Origin of the sequence: Paraburkholderia graminis (assembly GCF_003330785.1) — a bacterium.
GTDB classification, from domain to species: Bacteria; Pseudomonadota; Gammaproteobacteria; order Burkholderiales; family Burkholderiaceae; genus Paraburkholderia; species Paraburkholderia graminis.
In genome coordinates this window covers 1,518,642-1,536,426 of sequence record NZ_CP024935.1, presented here as the reverse complement: position 1 = coordinate 1,536,426, position 17,785 = coordinate 1,518,642, and the positions used below count along the sequence as shown (strand labels likewise).

General features: G+C 62.6%; 17 protein-coding genes. 11 read left to right on the top strand and 6 right to left on the bottom strand.

Annotated features, from left to right (window positions below; all coding sequences use genetic code 11):
• Positions 1-2: 2 nt before the first annotated feature.
• From CUJ91_RS25065 to CUJ91_RS25055, 3 genes are all read right to left on the bottom strand, one after another.
• Entirely contained in the window at positions 3-965 is a 963-nt protein-coding gene (locus tag CUJ91_RS25065) for a Dyp-type peroxidase (protein ID WP_114158054.1), read from the bottom strand.
• Between the two features lie 182 nt (positions 966-1,147).
• A complete protein-coding gene (locus CUJ91_RS25060; protein WP_114157428.1) occupies positions 1,148-1,669 on the bottom strand; it encodes a DinB family protein in 522 nt (173 codons plus the stop codon).
• Positions 1,670-1,684: 15 nt separating this feature from the next.
• Positions 1,685-2,467: a GntR family transcriptional regulator gene (locus CUJ91_RS25055; RefSeq protein ID WP_053860498.1), complete on the bottom strand. Its 783-nt coding sequence runs from the start codon at positions 2,465-2,467 to the stop codon at positions 1,685-1,687.
• A gap of 56 nt (positions 2,468-2,523) precedes the next feature.
• Here CUJ91_RS25055 and CUJ91_RS25050 point away from each other — a divergent pair, with 56 nt between their 5' ends.
• From CUJ91_RS25050 to CUJ91_RS25040, 3 genes are all read left to right on the top strand, one after another.
• On the top strand, positions 2,524-3,255 hold the full coding sequence (locus tag CUJ91_RS25050) for an enoyl-CoA hydratase/isomerase family protein (protein WP_006050442.1): 732 nt from the start codon (positions 2,524-2,526) through the stop codon (positions 3,253-3,255).
• A 167-nt stretch (positions 3,256-3,422) separates the two neighbouring features.
• The gene (locus CUJ91_RS25045; RefSeq protein ID WP_006050441.1) at positions 3,423-4,823 is read left to right on the top strand and encodes an MFS transporter; all 1,401 of its coding nucleotides are present in this window, start codon (positions 3,423-3,425) and stop codon (positions 4,821-4,823) included.
• A gap of 20 nt (positions 4,824-4,843) precedes the next feature.
• Complete coding sequence (locus CUJ91_RS25040) at positions 4,844-6,355, top strand: aldehyde dehydrogenase (RefSeq protein ID WP_006050440.1); 1,512 nt, start codon at positions 4,844-4,846, stop codon at positions 6,353-6,355.
• Positions 6,356-6,583: 228 nt separating this feature from the next.
• Here CUJ91_RS25040 and CUJ91_RS25035 read toward each other — a convergent pair whose 3' ends face one another.
• Both CUJ91_RS25035 and CUJ91_RS25030 read right to left on the bottom strand, forming a co-directional pair.
• On the bottom strand, positions 6,584-7,417 hold the full coding sequence (locus CUJ91_RS25035) for a class I SAM-dependent methyltransferase (protein ID WP_006050439.1): 834 nt from the start codon (positions 7,415-7,417) through the stop codon (positions 6,584-6,586).
• A 137-nt stretch (positions 7,418-7,554) separates the two neighbouring features.
• Positions 7,555-7,989: a GFA family protein gene (locus tag CUJ91_RS25030; RefSeq protein WP_006050438.1), complete on the bottom strand. Its 435-nt coding sequence runs from the start codon at positions 7,987-7,989 to the stop codon at positions 7,555-7,557.
• Between the two features lie 146 nt (positions 7,990-8,135).
• Between CUJ91_RS25030 and CUJ91_RS25025 the strand changes: the two genes are divergently transcribed.
• Positions 8,136-9,218 (top strand): AraC family transcriptional regulator, encoded by a 1,083-nt coding sequence (locus CUJ91_RS25025; RefSeq protein ID WP_044021396.1) that lies wholly within the window; start codon positions 8,136-8,138, stop codon positions 9,216-9,218.
• 54 nt (positions 9,219-9,272) lie between these two features.
• On the opposite strand, the gene CUJ91_RS25020 is transcribed toward CUJ91_RS25025, so the two are convergent.
• Complete coding sequence (locus tag CUJ91_RS25020; protein ID WP_006050436.1) at positions 9,273-10,298, bottom strand: porin; 1,026 nt, start codon at positions 10,296-10,298, stop codon at positions 9,273-9,275.
• 275 nt (positions 10,299-10,573) lie between these two features.
• Here CUJ91_RS25020 and CUJ91_RS25015 point away from each other — a divergent pair, with 275 nt between their 5' ends.
• The 7 genes from CUJ91_RS25015 to CUJ91_RS24985 all read left to right on the top strand — a co-directional run bounded on the left by CUJ91_RS25015 (position 10,574) and on the right by CUJ91_RS24985 (position 17,768).
• Positions 10,574-11,548: an ABC transporter substrate-binding protein gene (locus CUJ91_RS25015; protein WP_006050435.1), complete on the top strand. Its 975-nt coding sequence runs from the start codon at positions 10,574-10,576 to the stop codon at positions 11,546-11,548.
• A 24-nt stretch (positions 11,549-11,572) separates the two neighbouring features.
• The gene (locus tag CUJ91_RS25010; RefSeq protein ID WP_006050434.1) at positions 11,573-12,598 is read left to right on the top strand and encodes an amidohydrolase family protein; all 1,026 of its coding nucleotides are present in this window, start codon (positions 11,573-11,575) and stop codon (positions 12,596-12,598) included.
• A 96-nt stretch (positions 12,599-12,694) separates the two neighbouring features.
• Positions 12,695-13,546, top strand: a complete 852-nt coding sequence (locus CUJ91_RS25005) for an amidohydrolase family protein (RefSeq protein ID WP_114157427.1) — start codon at positions 12,695-12,697, stop codon at positions 13,544-13,546.
• A gap of 34 nt (positions 13,547-13,580) precedes the next feature.
• Positions 13,581-14,861 (top strand): MFS transporter, encoded by a 1,281-nt coding sequence (locus tag CUJ91_RS25000; protein WP_006050432.1) that lies wholly within the window; start codon positions 13,581-13,583, stop codon positions 14,859-14,861.
• 59 nt (positions 14,862-14,920) lie between these two features.
• Positions 14,921-15,907, top strand: a complete 987-nt coding sequence (locus tag CUJ91_RS24995; protein WP_114157426.1) for a DODA-type extradiol aromatic ring-opening family dioxygenase — start codon at positions 14,921-14,923, stop codon at positions 15,905-15,907.
• 61 nt (positions 15,908-15,968) lie between these two features.
• Entirely contained in the window at positions 15,969-16,826 is an 858-nt protein-coding gene (locus tag CUJ91_RS24990) for an HpcH/HpaI aldolase family protein (protein WP_114157425.1), read from the top strand.
• Positions 16,827-16,859: 33 nt separating this feature from the next.
• Positions 16,860-17,768, top strand: a complete 909-nt coding sequence (locus tag CUJ91_RS24985; protein WP_114157424.1) for a type 2 periplasmic-binding domain-containing protein — start codon at positions 16,860-16,862, stop codon at positions 17,766-17,768.
• Positions 17,769-17,785: the final 17 nt, after the last annotated feature.

Here is a 17,785-nt window from a genome sequence, read left to right as displayed (position 1 = left end):
ACCTACACCGCTTGCAACAGGGCACTGAGCGTGCGCGGCGCCGGAGCGAAGAACACCGCGCCGGTGTGCGCAGTCGAGAAATCGAGCAGGCGGTCGTGCATGCCCGGCGGATCGCCGAGGAACATGCGCTCCAGCATCTTTTGCGTCACCCATAGATGCCTGGAGTAGCCGATGAAGTAGGTCCCATATTCGCCGTGGCCGGGGCGGCCGAAGGGCATGTTGTCGCGCAGGATATCGTGCTCGGTGCCGTCGCCGTCCACGATCGTGGCGAGGGTCTTGTGCGACTTCTGGCCGCTCGCCGCGTCGGGCAATTCCACGTTGCTGACGATCTCCCGGCCGATGATCTGCTCCTGCTCATTCCTGGGAAGCCGAGCCCACGGCTGCATTTGATGCAGATACTTTTGCACTACCACGTAGCTGCCGCCGGCGAACTCCTGATCCTCACTGCCGACCAGCGTTGACGAGCCTATCTCGCGACCGGTCGGGTTGGCTGTGCCATCGACGAAACCAAGCAGGTCGCGCGAGTCGAAGTAGCGAAAGCCCGCAACCTCGTCGGCCAGCGTCACGCTATTGCCCAGTTGATCCATCAGCAGGCGTTCGAATTCAAAGCAGAGATCCTCGCGCTCGGCCCGGATATGGAAGAAGAGATCGCCGGGCGTGGCCGGTGCCGTGTGCGTTGGACCCTCGATCGGCGTGAAGGGGCGCAGCTCCTTCGGGCGCTTGCCTGTCTGAAAACGGTCCCACAGCGCCGACCCCAAGGCCGTGATGCACGACAGCCGGCCGTTGAGATCGCGAAAGCCGACCGTCTTGATCAGATCGTCGAGACCGTCCAGGACGCCGGCGACGACCTGTAGCGCGTCGCGACCCTCGGCGACCGTCAAGGTGAGAAACACCGCCGCACGCGACAGTGGCGCATCGATGCTTTGCGAATCGATTGGGACTCGGTCCCAACTGCTGTCAGTCATTTGCATCTCCCAGATATCCGTTAGCGGGCAGTCGCGGCATGATCAAGGGGCGCCACTACGAGCACAAGATGAACCCTGGTTCGCCCGCCGACTTCCCTGAAGGATACACAGCGCCCCGCAATACCTGTGAGAGTGTAGGTCTTCATAAATGCCGCTAGCCATGTCGACACGACTGCTAGCGGCTAGGCGCGCGAGAAACTCGACTCCGGGTGGGCCGCGATAAAAACAGGCAGGTCGGTGGTCGGCGGTCTCGCGGGAACCTCGAAGAACATTTCGCAGACCCACCCGCGATGATACGAAGCGTGGTTCACGAGATGCATGAACATCGCGCCGCGCGACATCGTCGAACGCTCGCCCGAGATGAACGCGAACGTCAACTCTTCAGCCAGCGACGCATCGCTTTGTGCATCGGCCCAACGTTCGAACCATGCGTTCACGTCCTGTTGCGCGCGACGCAAGTCGTTCAGCTCGGCGTGCAGCACCACGCTGCGCGTCGTGAAGCCGTGCTCCTTGCGTTCGAGATGCGCCTTCCAGATCAGATCGACCACATAGTTATGATTCAGCGTGCCGATCATCGTTTTGAACAACGTCTGCCGCGTCTTGACGACTTCCTCCGGCGCGAGGGCACCGGTGGCGTCGAAAAGCACCGTGTCGGCCCAGCTCTTATAGCGGGAAAGAATGCGGGCGGTTTGCGTATTGATCATGACTCGTTTCCTCGATTATTCACTTGCGTCGTTTAACACGTCGAGCGCCGCGCGGCACGCGCCGGCCAACTGCTCGCGCATCAGGTCCTGCACGTTCGGCGAGCGGTTCACAATGGCGTCGCGAATCTTGACCGCCTGCCTGAACGACGCGAGCATGCGGCCGCCGCGCGCCATCGCAATGCGTCGCAAGCGCCGCACAGGTCCGATCAAAGCTGCGTGACTGTCCTGTAGCGTGCGGTTGTCGGCGATCGTCATCACGAGTGTGTAGAAGCGATCCAGCGCATCGACGTAACTCGCCGGATCGTCGGCATCGACGCTCGCTTGCATTGCTTCGATCACGTCGTCGAATTGCGCGGTGCCGAGCGCCGTGATGCGCTCCGACGCGAGTTGCACGGCAAGACATTCGAGCGCCGCGCGCACCGTGTAAATCTCCTCGACATCACGCAGCGTCACCGCGCGCACGTACGCGCCGACGCGCGGCAGGACCGTCACCAGTCCCTCGCGTTCCAGTTGCGCGAACGCCTCGCGCATCGGCGTGCGGCTTACGTTCAACTGCTTCGCAACCTGCACTTCCGAAAGGCGGCTGCCCGGCGCGAGCACGCCCTCGACGATCGCCTCGCGCAACGCGGGCACCACCACACCCTCGCTCAATGAGTCGCTCGATGCATGCACCGTGCGCAGGCGCGAGTGATATTTGATCGCGATCTTGTCTAGCGAATGCGCGCCTGCATGAGGCTCTTTCGCGCGCTTGCGCGCGGCGGCGCCGGCAGTCTTGACCACTGTTTTGCTGGAAGGCATTGACACCTCGTCATCATGTGAATACGCTGTATACAGATTATACAACAGGAGACGTTATGGATCGCAGTCCATTGCCGCAGCCGGTTTTGATCGAGCGAGCGGGCGACGTGCTGAGCTTTACGCTGAATCGCCCGGACGCGGGTAACGAGATTTCCGGCCCGATGTTCGACGCGATGACGGCGACGTTGCGCAGCGAAGCCGCCGAGCCGACCGCGCGCGTGCTGCGCATCCGTGCGAGCGGCGACGTTTTCTGCACGGGACGCGAGCGCGCCGCGCGCGATGCGGTGTCGATCCGTTCGGAAGTCGCGCGGCTGATCGAGCTGAAGCGGCTCGTGCGCGGCACGTCGATGATTGCGATCGCGGAAGTGCAGGGCGACGCGCACGGCTTCGGCTTCGGACTGGCGATTCTGTGCGACTTCACGCTGGTCTCGTCGCGCGCGACGCTCGCGTTTCCCGAGATGCGCAAGGGTTTGCCGCCTGCCGCGATCATGGCGTACGCGGGCCGCTACGCTTTGCCGAAGGCGCTGTTTCCGATGGTCCTGTTCGGCGACGCGTTGACGCCCGCGGCCGCGTTGCAGGCGGGGTTGATCACGAAGGTCTGCGAGCCAGCAATGCTGCGCAGCGACGCGGACGCGCTCACCGAGCGCATTCTCGCGCTCGACGATGCGGGCGTGCGCCAGTGCAAGGCATTCTTTTTGGCGGCGGAGGAATGCACGACCGAACAGAACTTCCGCAGCGCGACCGACATGCTGACCGTCGCGAGCCTGCGGCTGATGCAGGGGCGCTGAGCGCAGGTTCTTTCATCGAAGTTCATAGACGGCGAGCGCGAACTTTATCGCGGGACGGCTCGTGTTTGCGCAGAACGCCAGCGGCAAGCACCTTGCCTGGGACAGCGGTGCATGGGACGGGAGTAAGTGCTGAAGCACTAACTCCCGTCGACAGGAGACAGACAGACATGAACGTTAACGCAGGCCCGCGGCTCGACCGTTTGCCGATGTCGGGATTTCATCGGCGCATCATGTGGCTGATCGGCATCGGCATGTTCTTCGACGGCTTCGACATCTACGTCGCGTCGACGGTGCTCGGCGCCACGCTGAAAACCGGGTTCTCGACAATCGGCCAGAACGCGATTTTCGTGTCGCTGACTTTTCTCGGCATGATGCTCGGTTCGCTCGGCACCGGCTTTCTCGGCGACCGCTTCGGCCGCCGCTTCACGTATCAGGCGAATCTCGCGGTGTTCGGACTCGCCTCGCTCGGCGCAGCGCTCGCACCGAACATGAGCGTGCTGATTGCGTGCCGCTTCGTGATGGGCTTGGGCCTCGGCGCGGAAAACGTCGTCGGCTATTCGACATTGACCGAATTCGTGCCGCCGCAAAAGCGCGGCAAGCTGCAAGGACTGATGGCTGTGTTCGTCGTGTCCGGGTTGCCGGTCGCGGGGCTCATCGGCCTCGCGCTGATTCCGGCGTTCGGCTGGCGCGCGATGTTTGTTCTGGGCGGCTTCGGCGCGCTGGGCGTCTGGTATGCGCGCAAGTCGCTGCCCGAGTCGCCGCGCTGGCTCGACTCGGTCGGCCGTCACGCGGAGGCGGACGCGATCCTGCGACGCATCGAAGACGAAGTCGCGCACACGCACGGCGGCCAACCGCTGCCGCCGCCTGCCGTTGCGAAAACGCCGAGCCAGGCTGCGGCTGCGCTGTCGTTCGGCTCGCTGTTCAGCGGCGCGATGCTGCAACGGATGATCGTCGGCTGCGTGACGCTCGTCGTCATCAATACGCTGCTGTACGGCTTCGTTACCTGGCTGCCGACGTTCTTCGTGCATCAGGGTTTCAGCATCGCGAAGTCATTCGGCTTCGCGCTCGTCATGTCGCTCGGCGCGCCAATCGGCTCTGCAATCGGCGCATTGACGGCGGACTCGTGGGGCCGCAAGCCGACCATCATCGGCGCGTCGCTCGCGGCGATCGTGTTCGGCGCGATCTATCCGTTCGTCTCGAATCCGCTGCTGCTGCCCCTCGTCGGCCTGTTGCTGACCATTCCGATCTACGTGCTGGTCGCGCTGCTGTTCGCCATCTACATACCCGAACTCTTTCCGACCGAAGTCCGGCTGCGCGCATCGGGCATCTGCAACACGCTGGGCCGCGGCGCGACGATCGTGACGCCGTTTATCGTCATCGCGCTGTACGCGCGGCACGGCATTGTCGGCGTACTCGCACTGATGATCGGCCTGCTCGCGATTCAGATCGTCGTCGTCGCGTGGCTCGGCGTCGAGCCGACCGGCCAGCGTCTCGAAGACCTGCAACCCGCCGACTCACAGACACCCGATGCGCTGCGCACCGATGCGCATGCATCGCCTCTGAAGTGAACCACCTGGAATCGATCTCTATGGACACAGTGAACCAGACCCATCTCGATGCACAGCTTTTCATCGACGGCGCATGGACGGACGCCGACACCGGCCGCACGCTCGATATCGTCAATCCCGCGACCGGTGAAGTGATTGGCGCGCTCGCGGCCGCGTCGGAACAGGATGTGGACCGCGCGGTGCACGCGGGCCATCGCGCGTTCGAAAGCGGCGCGTGGCGCGACATGCCGATCCAGCAACGCGCGCGCGTGCTGAATCGTTTCGCCGATCTGTTCGAAGCGGACCTCGAACAGTTTTATCGGCTCGAAACGTTGAACAACGGCCGGCCGATCTCGGAGACACGCGCGCAGATTTCGCGTCTGCCGCAGTTCTACCGCTATTTCGCGGCGCTCGCGCTGACGCGCCGCAGCGACGTGATTCCGGTGGAAGGGCCGTACCTGTGCTACACGCAGCGCGTGCCGCTCGGCGTCGTCGCGTTGATGACGTCGTTCAATCATCCGCTGATGATTCTGTCGAAGAGTCTTGCGCCCGCGCTCGCGACCGGCAATAGCGTCGTCATCAAGGCGTCCGAGCAGACGCCGCTGACCACCGTGCGCCTCGTGCGTCTACTGGATGAAGCAGGCGTGCCGAAGGGCGTCGTGAACGTCGTGAACGGCGAAGGGCGCGAAGCGGGCGCGGCGCTTGCGCGGCATCCGCTGATCCGCAAGGTCGTTTTCACGGGCGGCACTGAAGTCGGCCGCTCGATTGGCGAAGCCGCGGCGCGCAGCTTCGCGTTGACGACGCTCGAACTCGGCGGCAAGGGCGCCGTGATCCTGTTCGACGATTTCGACATGGAGCGCGCGGTGAACGGCGCGGCGTTCGCGGCCTTCATCGGCGCGGGACAAACCTGCGTGTGCGGCGCGCGGATTCTGGTGCACAAGTCGATCCATGCGGAGTTTCTCGAACGCTTCCGCGCGAAAGCGGCGGCCATTCGCGTGGGCGATCCCGCCGATGTGAAGACGCAACTCGGGCCGGTGATTTCCGAGCGCTCGCGTCAGCGCATTCTGGCGATGCTGGAGCGTGCGAAGGCAGCGGGCGCGAAGGTGCTGACGGGCGGCGGCGTGCCGTCCAGCCTGAAGCAGGGCTTTTTTATCGAGCCGACTGTGCTGTATGACGTCGATCCGCGTTCGGAGATCGGTCAGGACGAGGTGTTCGGGCCGGTCACCGTCGTGATGCCGTTCGACGACGAGGCGGACGCGATCCGCATCGCCAACGACACCCAGTTCGGTCTCGCCGCTTCCGTGTGGACCCAGGACGTCGCGCGGGCGCATCGCGTGGCGAGCAAGCTCGAATTCGGCATGGTGTGGGTCAACGATCACCACCGGCTCGATCCGGCGTCGCCGTGGGGCGGTTTCAAGAACAGCGGCGTGGGGCGCGAGACGGGTGTCGAATCGTTCGATCAGTTCAGCGAGCCGCGCGCGGTGACGATCAATACGAGCGGCAAAACCATCGACTGGTATGCGGACGATGGCGAACCTAAGCGTCTTAACTGATTCTTCTGGAGTGACGCAAGGGGACTGACTTCGCTCACGGCTGTCGGGTTGGTCGGAGTGAGCTGCGTTTGGACATGCGTGGCATGAGGAAATGGATTGGCTTTGCCGCGCACGAAGGCGCGGCAAAGCAGCAACTTGCAATGGTGCGGCGCTAAGCGGAAAGATCCAACAGCGACCAGAGGCGCGACGCGAATCCGTGCAGGACGGCGGCGCTGCGTCCAACGCCGTTCATGATCGTTCAATCACCACTTCGAGGTATTCGCTCGGCAGCACGAGCGTCGCGTCGCCGGACCGGTTGCGGCTTTTTATCAATGTCATCAGATCGCCGAGAAGCGCCGCTTGCCGTTCGCCCTCGAGTGCGCCAAATGCCTTGTTCACCGGCCCATAAAACGTGCGGAAAACTTCCACGAAATGTTCGGGCGAGCGGTAACGGAACGTGAAGTGGCGGCTGTTTGCGACGATCTTCCGGGTTTTTCCTTCGAACAGTGTTTCCAGCCGCGCCTTCGTTCCCCACAGCGCCGGTGACGCCACGCCCGCAGGTGGCGGAATGTGCATGGCAATTGTCTTGAACACCTGGCCGATGAAGCTATCCGGCGTCCAGTTCGCGAGGCCGATGCGGCCGCCCGGCTTGCACACACGAGCCAGTTCAGCCGCTGCCTTCGCCTGGTCCGGAGTGAACATCACACCGAACGTCGACATCACGATATCAAACGAGGCGTCCGCGTAGGGCAGCGCTTCCGCGTCCGCTTCCTGAAACTCGACGGATAGACCTTCTGCTTGTGCGCGGGCGCGGCCGGCGTCCAGCAGTGAGGCGACGTAATCCGTGGAGGTGACATCGCACCAGCGGCGCGCGGCAGCCAACGTTGCATTGCCGTTGCCTGCTGCAACGTCGAGCACGCGCGAGCCGGCGCGCAGGTCAAGCGCTTCGCATAGAGCTTCTCCGACGATCTGCAGCGTCGTGCCGACGACAGCATAATTGCCGGTCGACCACGCGGCCTGTTGACGGATCTTGACGGCAGCGAAATCTGCGACGGGTAAAAAAGAAGAATCGACTGCGGACATAAACGACTCCTGAGAACCGGGGCAGCGATGAGTCAATACTCAGAGTTGCTGCCATTCAGATGACGCCGCGAACTTGCACTGTGAAAAAGCCCGCGCGACGATCGGGCGAATCAAACCAGAACCGCGAGATGCAATGGCTATTCGGCAACGCTGATGCCCGAGCCGCCCATTTCCCCCGGCAGATCTTTCTGCTTGGGCAGACCGTCTTTCATTCGAAGGCGCGACTCCGGGTAATGAACGTGCACACCGGGTTCATAGGGGAAGTCGGCGATGACTGCGGCGTAGACGTCGATCAGTTCGAGCCCGGGATGTTCGGTAAACAGATGGCCGCCGCATGACTTGCACCACTTGCGGTAGCTATGGGCTGTCTTGTTGTAAGTGCCAATATCATCGGCGCCGCGAGTAACGTGCAGCGCCTCGGGCTTCCACAGCGTGAACGCATTGACGGGCGCTCCCGACCAGCTTCGGCACGACTCACAATGGCAATAGCCCATACCCGCAGGCTCCCCGCTTACCGTGAATTGCACGGTGCCGCAAAAGCATTGACCGCGATAAGTCTCTGCGTTACTCATGTCGTTCTCCTGATGGTGGAAGGCGGCGCTCTACCGTTCGTTGTTGCGGATTCGCGTGAGTGCTAGTATCGGGACGCAAGCCATATCGGTGAATGACCGGTCGTCCAGATATTTTGCGCAGGACGCCGAAACTGATGGACGACGTCATGGATGCTCTTTCCGACGTACTTCGCCTCGTGCATCTGAGCGGAGCGGTGTATCTAAGCGCCGACTTCACTGCACCGTGGTGTGTTTTCGGCGAGGCGACGCGGGAGTTGTGCGTATCGTTTTTGCCGCGCGCAGAGCGCATCGTCTCCTATCACCTCATCACGGAAGGAAGCTGTCGCGCACGGCTCGTCGACGACCCGTCGTCCGCTATCTGCGTCGATGCCGGAGAACTTCTCGTCGTGCCGCAGGGCGAAGCGCATCTAATGGGCAGTTCGGTCGAACTCGAACCGGCGCCCTCTCACCAGATGCTGTCGCAGTATCTGGAAACCGCGCCGGGCGACGTCATCAGGTTGAGCTACGGCGGGGGCGGCGCGAAAACGCGGCTCATTTGCGGCTTCCTCGCCTGCGACGATACGCTGACCAATCCGGTGCTATCGGCATTGCCTCGTATGTTCAAGATCGACATGCGCAACGACGCGAGATCCGCGTGGCTGGAGTCGTCGTTGAAACTCGCGGCTCTCGAAGCAGCCGAATTGCGCGTAGGCAGTGCGATCGTACTCGGACGTTTGTCCGAACTGCTTTTCGTGGAGGCGGTACGGCGTTGTGTCGATTCGCTGCCTGCGGACCGCAAAGGATGGCTGGCCGGCGTCAGCGATCGTTTCGTGGGACGATCGCTCGCGTTAATGCACGCGCAACCGGCGCATGGTTGGACAGTCGATGAACTTGCCCGCAAAGCGGGCCTCTCCCGTTCGGCGCTGGCACAGCGCTTTACTCAATTGCTCGGCCAGCCACCGATGCAATATCTGGCGCGCTGGCGTCTGCAAATTGCGGCACAGGCGTTACGTGACGGAGCGCAGTCACTTACGGCTATTGCGGAGAGGGTGGGCTATGAGTCGGAGGCGGCGTTCAATCGCGCATTCAAGCGGGAATTCGGCTTGCCGCCCGCCAGTTGGCGACGCAGCCACTTGACGACGGACGGCCACGACTCGTTGTCCGACGCGCCCAACGCGCGTTTTCTCTCAGGCGAATGTTCGACCGAGGTCGGCTGCAAGACGGGTGTCAGTGGAATCTCGCCGCTATAAGCCGGTTACTGGCCACGCGGTTCATCATGCAGATCGGCAAGCTGTTCGCCGCCGTCAGAACTTATGCGTCATTCCGACGATAGCACCGCGCGCATAAGCGCCGGGCTCAACCGCGATGCCCGAATACTGCGTGCCGTCGAGCGTGTATTGCGCCTGATGGCGGTTCTGGATCAGCCCCGCAGCGGTGTACAGGATCGTCGACTTCGACAGATAGTATTCGTAGATCAGACCGACCTGCTGCGCGTTGTTGCCCTGGCCCGTGCGGTCGTGCGCATAACCGTACATCACTGAAAAGCGGTTGAACGGATTGAATAGATAGGTACCCGAAGCTTCGTAGATGTCGCGCTTCTCGCTGTGATCGCTCTGACGCTCCGTTTGATACGCCAGATAGAAGCGCGCGGCGCCGAGCCGATAAGACGCGGCCGCGCGGAAGATTTTTTGCACGGACGTTCCCGTCGCATTCGCCGACGACTCATAGCCGGCCCCCACATGAATCGGCCCGTGCACATAGCGCGCGACCACGTTATAGAAACGCAGCCCGTTGGACGGGCTCGTTGTCTGATCGCGCAGCGAGACCATGCCCTGGACCGTCAGCCCGCGGAAGTCCGGCAGAAAGTACGCGATTGCGTTGCTCGCGCGCACGGACGCGTCGGTAAAGTTGTTGATCGGCGATGCGAAGCTTTTGACCGCGGTCGGGTCTACTTCGCCGTTCAGGAACAGATATTCGGGTTTCTTCTGGCGCCCAAAGCGCAATTCGCCGAAACGCCCCGATACGCCGATCCACGCAAGCCGGTTGAACGACGCGGTCGGGTCGGTCGCCGCACCGGTCACGCCTGAAAAGCCCTGCTCGAGCTGGAAGTTGACGTGCACGCCGCCGCCAATGTCTTCGTGACCCATCAGCCCATACACGGTCGCGAAGAGTCCGCTCGATACCGCGCGTACCGCGCCTCCCGCACCGCCGTTCTGATATTCGATGCCGTTATCGACAACGCCATAAAGCGTCACCGACGACTGCGCATAAGCGCCGTTAAATGCACATGCCGATGCAACGGCCAATAGCGAATAGGCCAGCTTCTTCATTCTGTCTCCGGGACTGTTTCTTTTGGTGTGCCGCGAAAAGCGAGAACGCAGAATAGGGGATCGCCGCGCGTACGTCCCTGCACAAAATCCAGATTCACCGGCACTTTTCAAATGCCGATCGACGCTCACGCGCTGACAAAAAAAGTGCCATTGAAAGTGACTTTTGTGTAGGGACGCGAGCCTCTTCCTCAAATATGCTGGGTCCGTCGAAACGATGCGCCCGGCGCCGGTGTGTTCCGCCGGTGCCGGCGGCGAATACTCCCAAGGAGAGGAAGTTGACAAGGAAAGTCCCGCTCAAGATTGCAATTGCTGAGCACCCGCACACCTCGGCCATCCGTGACGGTTCCATTCCCATTGAAGGCGTGGACGCGGAATTCATCACGGTCAAGCCGCAGATCGGCGCGTTTCGCCGGATGGTCCGCGATGTCGAGTTCGATGTCTGCGAACTTGCGCCGACCACTTACATCATCGCCCGCGCTTATGGCGCGCCTTTTGTCGCGCTTCCGGTGTTCGTCGTGCGGCGCTTTCACCACGGCGGGCTGCTCGTGCGCCCGGACGCAGGCATCAAGACGCCTAAGGACCTCGAAGGCAAGAAGGTCGGCGTGCGCGCCTATTCGGTGACGACCGGCGTGTGGACGCGCCAGGTGCTGATCGACGAATTCGGGCTCGATTCGTCGAAAGTGACCTGGGTTGTCGACGACGAAGAGCACGTAACGCAACTGAAGTTGCCGCCGAACGTGATTCACGCGCCGGCCAACAGTTCGCTATCCGAAATGATGGAGAAGGGCGAACTGGCGGCGGGCTTTGCGGCTGCCGCGGGCATCGGCCGCACCGGCGCGCCGACGGGCGGCTGGCAGGAAGTCGAGGCCGACTATCCCGACCTGCTGCCGAACGCGGCCGAGCTCGAAACGGAGTACTACGCGCGCACCGGCGTCTATCCGATGCACGGCACGATCGTCGTCAAGGATTCGGTGCTGGCCGAGCACCCGTGGATCGCGCGCTCGCTATTCGATGCCTTCGCGCAGGCGAAGCAGGAATGGCTCGCGCGGCTCGATGCCGGCGAAGCCACGAGCGCGAGCGACAGGAAATACATCGAGTTGCGCAAGATCGTCGGACATGACCCGCTGCCTTACGGTCTCGCCGAAAACCTCAAGACGATTCAGGCGCTCGAAGCGACGGCGTTCAGGCAGGGCCTCACGCCGCGGCGCATGTCCATCGACGAGCTGTTCGTCGATCCGCTCGCACGCTGAGCGCACGCAAGTTAGAGAGAAAACATGATTATCGATTGCCACGGTCACTTCACGACCGTACCCGCATCATTTCGCAACTGGCGCGCAAAGCAGGTCGAATTCGCGAACGATCCCGCTAACGCGCCGTCGCGCGCCGACGCCTATGTCACCGACGACCAGATTCGCGAGGCCATCGGCAACGGGCAACTGAAACTGCAGCGCGAGCGCGGCAGCGACCTCACGCTGTTCTCGCCGATTGCCGGTCTGATGAGCCACCACCTGGGCAACGAGCGGACGAGCCTCGAATGGGCCGAAGTGTCGAACGAACTCGTGTATCGCGTGACGGAACTGTATCCCGACAATTTCGCGCCGGCGTGCCAGTTGCCGCAGTCGCCGGGCGCGGCGCCGGCCAACTCGGTTCCCGAGTTGCGCCGCTGCGTCGAGCAACTGGGCTTTGTTGGCTGCAATCTGAATCCCGATCCGAGCGGCGGCTACTGGACCGGCAAACCGATGAGCGACCGCGAATGGTATCCGCTCTATGAAGCGCTGGTCGATCTCGACGTGCCCGCGATGATCCACGTCGCCGCATCGTGCAATCCGTGTTTTCACGGCACGGGCGCGCATTACCTGAACGCGGATACGTCTGTCTTCATGCAACTGCTTCAGTCGGATCTGTTCAAGGACTTCCCGACGCTGCGCCTCGTGATTCCGCACGGCGGCGGCGCGGTGCCCTACCACTGGGGACGTTATCGCGGCATGTCGCTGGAAATGCGCGAGCGTCCGCTGGAAGGGCTGCTCGAGAACATCTTCTTCGATTCGTGCGTGTATCACCAGCCGGGCGTCGAATTGCTGACCAAGGTCGTGCCGGCCGACAACGTGCTGTTCGGCTCCGAAATGATTGGCGCGGTGCGCGGCAAGGACCCGTCCACCGGCCAGTACTTCGACGACACGAAGCGCTATATCGACGCCTGCCCGGCGCTCTCGGACGAAGACCGCTACAAGATCTTCGAAGGCAATGCGCGGCGCGTCTATCCGCGTCTCGACGCGCGCCTGAAGGCTCGCGGCAAGTGATGCCGGCGCGAGCCGCTGCAACTCAACACATCGCGCACCTGAGCATGCACATAAGCATGCACATAGACAGGCACACAGAAAAGCACAGAGACACTCATGACATTTTCAATCGTTGATATTCACCCGCACATCATTTCCGACGACGAAAGCCGCTACCCGCCGGCGCCGTTGTTCGGCAAGCGCTCGGACTGGTCGAAAGAGCGGCCCACGACGGTCGAGACGCTGATCGCGGCAATGGACGAAGCCGGCCTCGCGAGAGCCGCTGTGGTTCATTCGTCGACGACGTATGGCTTCGACAACAGCTACGTGGTGGACGGCTGCGCGAAATACGCGGAGCGTCTCGTGGCCGTCGGTTCCGTGGACGTATTGCAGGCCGATGCGCCGCAAGTCATTCGCGGCTGGGCAGAGCGCGGCCTCGCGGGCCTGCGCCTCTTCACGGGCGGCAGCACGAAGGAGTTCGACCCGAGCGAACTCGACGACCCGCGCTCGTTTCCCGCGTGGGAACTGTGCGGCGAACTCGGGCTGCCGATGTGCATCCAGACCGGGCCGATCGGTTTGCCGCAAGTCACGGCGCTCGCGCGGCGCTTTCCGAACGTGCGGATCGTGCTCGACCATCTGGCGCGTCCCGAAGTCGCCGACGGTGCGCCGTATGCAAAAGCGCAGAGCCTCTTCGATCTGGCGGAGCTGCCGAACATCTACCTGAAGCTCACGCCGCGCATTTTCGGCGATGTGAAAAAGGACCAGGCGAGCGCCGAAACTTTTTTCCCGCGTGTCGTCGACGCATTCGGCGCGCAGCGGCTCGCGTGGGGTTCGAACTATCCGACCTCGCCGGGCACGCTCGCCGACATTCTCGCGACCGCGCAAGCCGGCCTCGCCTGCCTGAGCGAAGCGGATCGCGCGTGGATCTTCGGCGACACCGCACGGCGGCTGTATCCCGCCTTGGCCTGAGCAAGCCTCACACAAACCAACGAGAAAACAGAAGATGGAGACAAGCAGATCTGAACGACAGGCAGGCGTGAGCCGGTGGGCCGTGCTCGCACTCCTTGCGCTCGGCGTGTTGATTTCGTTCGTCGACCGCACCAGCATTTCGTCGACGCTCGCCGACGCGAACTTCATCCGGCACTTCGCGCTCACCAATGTGGATCGCGGCTGGATCAACGCGGCGTTCTTCTGGTCGTACGGTGCGTTCCAGATTCCGATGGGCTGGGTCGCCGACCGCTACGGCGTGAAGTGGCCGTATGCGATCAGCTTCGCGTTGTGGTGCGTCGCCACCGCGATGATGGGCGCGGTCACGGCGCTCGCGAGCCTCGTCGTGATGCGTCTTGTCATCGGGATGGCCGAGGCGATTGTGATTCCGGCGAGCTACCGCTGGATTCGCAACAACTTCGACGAGAGCCAGAACGGTCTCGCGGTCGGGCTGCTGGCGATGGGCAACAAGTTCGGCCCGGCATTGGGCGCGCCGGTCGGCGCATGGTTCATCGTCCACTATTCGTGGCAGGTGATGTTCGTCGCCACGGGCCTCGTCGGGCTTATCTGGCTCGCGCCCTGGCTGCTGCTCGCGCGCAACGATCTGCCGGACAAGGCGCAACTCGCGGCGGCGAACCGGCGCGCGCGCATGGTGAGTCTCGGCAGCATCGTGTCGAGCCCGGTGGTGTGGGGCGGTTTGATCACCAACTTCTGCTACGGCTATTTCACGTTTTACTGCATGACGTGGATGCCCGCGTATCTGGTCGAGCAACGTCACCTGTCGCTGTCCAAGTCGGGGCTTTTCACTTTCTTCAGCTTTGCCGGCATCGCGATCGTCGCGGCGCTCGCGGGATGGGCGGCGGACCGGATCATCGCAAGAGGGCACAACGCGATTCTCGTGCGCAAGGTGTTCACCATCACCGGCTTTGTCGGCGGGTGCACGGTGCTGCTCGGCGCGTATGCGCAGACGCTCGACATGGCGCTCTTCTGGAATGTGCTGTCGCTCTCGCTGCTTGGCCTCGTGACGGCGAACAACCTGGTGCTGTCGCGGCTCTCCCTGATTCCGAAGCAGGCGATCGGACTCGTCACGGGCGTACAGCAGGTCGCGACGAGTCTCGCGGGCGGCGTGACGGCGAGCCTGTCCGGATGGCTGCTGCATGTGAGCGGAAGCTATGACCTGCCGATGATGGTGATCCTCGTCTTCCTCGCGATTGGAGCGCTCGCCACGGCGATTCTTTATCGCCCCGAATGGGCGCCGAAGGTCACGGAAATGCAGCCTGCGCTGCGCGAGGCGTAGCACGCACGCCGGCGCCGTCGAGACCAATGTTGAAACACTAATTCACTGAGAAACCTTACATGGCGAAGATTGTATTCGGGATGGCAGTGCCGCATAGCGGCATGCTGGGTCAGGCACCGGAGGACTGGCTAAAGAACGGTGAGCGCGACCGTAGCAATCCGGAGCTGTGGTATCGCAATCGGACCTGGACTTACGCGGAGCTGGAAGCGCATCGCGAAGCGGCGTTCGAGAAGTTCCTGACGCTCGAGGAGCGCACCGCGCGCGCCGCGCGCTGCCGCGCCGCGCTCGACGTCATGGCCGCCGCGTATCGCGACGCGAACATCGACGTCGCGATCATTCTCGGCAAGGACCAGAAAGAGATCTTTACGCACTGCTCGCCGTCCATCGCCATCTACAGCGGCGAGCAAGTGCATAGCGGCCCGCCGCAGCGCTCCGTTTATGCACCGGACCACCACGTTACGCACCAGTGTCATCCAAAGCTGGCGAGTTATCTGATCGGACACTTCCAGCGCGAAGGCTTCGATCTCACCGATCTGTTCGCGTGGCCCGACAACGTGTGGATGAAGCCATTGCCGGCGTATCCGGTCGTGCCGCATGCGTACAGCTTCGTCTATCACCAGATCATGGGCGACGAACCGCCGCCGCATGTGCCGATCATCATGAACTGCTTTTATCCGCCGACGCAGCCGTCCATGTCGCGCTGCATCGAGTTCGGAGCGGTACTGCGCGATGCGATCGACGCGTGGCCGGAGGATGTGCGAGTCGGCATCTTTGCATCCGGCGGTCTCTCGCATTTCGTCAACGACGAGGAATTCGACCGCCGCATCATGAAGATGCTCGCCGACTACGACTACGAAGGTCTCGCCGCGGTGGACAACCGTTCGTATCAGTCGGGCACTTCCGAAATCAAGCTTTACGTGAGCGTGATGAAGGCCGTGCAGGAAACGCGCGCCAGCATGACGCTCGTCGACTATGTGCCGTGCTGGCGTACGCCGGCCGGCACCGGCGAAGGCATGGGCTTCATGTACTGGAAGGCCGACGAATGAGCCGCGCCCAACTCAAGTTCATGCATCCACGCCTGCCCCTTTTCATCCTGAGATAAAGACCATGAGCGACCCGCGACTCAACAGCATCATCCGCGCATTCGAATCCGGCAAGCCCGCTTTTGCCGCGTTCTCGAAGCTCGACAAGCAGACCGCCATCGAGATGAGCGATGCGCCGTACGACGGTATCGTCTTCGAAATGGAGCACAACCCATACGACGTGACCGCGCTCGGCGACGCGTTGCAGTACATGCTCAGCCGCAAGCAGATCGCCGAGTCGGGCTCGGTAGCGCCGCGTGTGACGCCGATCGCGCGCATTCCCGCCAACGGCGCCGAAATGAATCAGGCGTTCGCGAAGCAGGTGCTCGACCGCGGCGCTTACGGCGTGATCTGGCCGCATGTGGCGACAGTCGAGCAGGCATACAACGCAGTCGCGTCGTGCCGGTATGCGCGGCCTAAAAGCGCGCCCTTGTATGAGCCGAAGGGCGTGCGCGGCGACGGCCCGGCCAACGCGGCGCGTTACTGGGGTTTGAGCATGGCCGACTACTACCGCAAGGCCGACGTGTGGCCGCTCGCGCCGCAAGGAGAAATTCTCGTCGGGCTGATGTGCGAGAGCACCGAGGCGATCGAAAACCTCGACGACATTCTGTCGAACGTGCCGGGCATCGGCTTCATTCTGATCGGCGAGGGCGACCTGAGCCAGGAGCTCGGTTATCCCCGCGACTATGAGCACCCGGTGGTCGTCGACGCAATGCGCAAGATTGTAGAAACGTGCCGCAAGCACAACGTGGTGGTCGGCAATCCGCACGTGAACGCGAAGAACCACAAACGCCTGCTCGAAGAGGGATATCGCTTTCTGATGTCGGCGCCGTTGCGCAGCTATGGCGTGGTGGGCATGGCGCGCGAGATGGCGGGGTATTGAACCGGATTCATTCAAGCACAGGAAAGAAGCGCAATGACAACGACGTTTACCGAGCGGTCCGCGGACGTGCCCACCTTACGCACGAATCTGGCCACTTATCCGGTCACGAAGGCGATGAAGGAAGGACGCGTCGCCTCGGACCTCGTCAAGCTCGACTACTGCGGACCCACGCCGGCGCACAACGGCTTCAAGGCGATGGTGCGCGAGAACGCGTTCGACGCCGGCGAACTCGCGATCGTCACGTTCCTGCAGGCCAAGGCTTACGGAAAGCCCTACGTGTTGTTGCCGACGCCGATTTCGGGGCGCTTCCAGCATCACTGCGCGGGCTACAACATCGAGTTCGGCCAGCTCGATCCGAAGGACATAGAAGGCAGGAAAGTCGGCGTTCGCACTTATACGCAGACAACGGCGCTGTGGATTCGCGGCATTTTGCGCCACGAATATGGCGTCGATCTCGACAAGGTCACGTGGATGACGCTCGGCGACGGCCATCTCGCCGAGTACCGCGATCCGAATAACTGCGAACGTTTGCCCGCCGGTTCGTCGATCCCGCAGATGATGCTGGACGGCGAACTCGCCGCCGCGCTGCTCGGCGAGGACATGCCCAAAGACCAACGCGTACGCACGCTGGTGCCTAACGCGCAGGCCGCGGCCAAAGACTGGTTCGCGCGCGAAGGCGTGGTGCCTATCAACCACATGTTCGTCGTGCACGAGGACATTTCGAAGAAGCGTCCGGACATTGTGCGCGAACTGTACCGGATGATCGTGGAGAGCCGCACGCAGACCGAAGGCGGTGTGCCCGCCGTGTTTCCGCCTATTGGACTCGAGGAGAACCGCAAGGGCATTCAGTTGGCAATCGACTGGGCGCTCGATCAGAAGATCATTCCGCATCGGCTTTCGGTGGATGAACTGTTCGACGACGTGACCGGCAGCCTCGGCTGAATCGTGCCCGGAAAGCA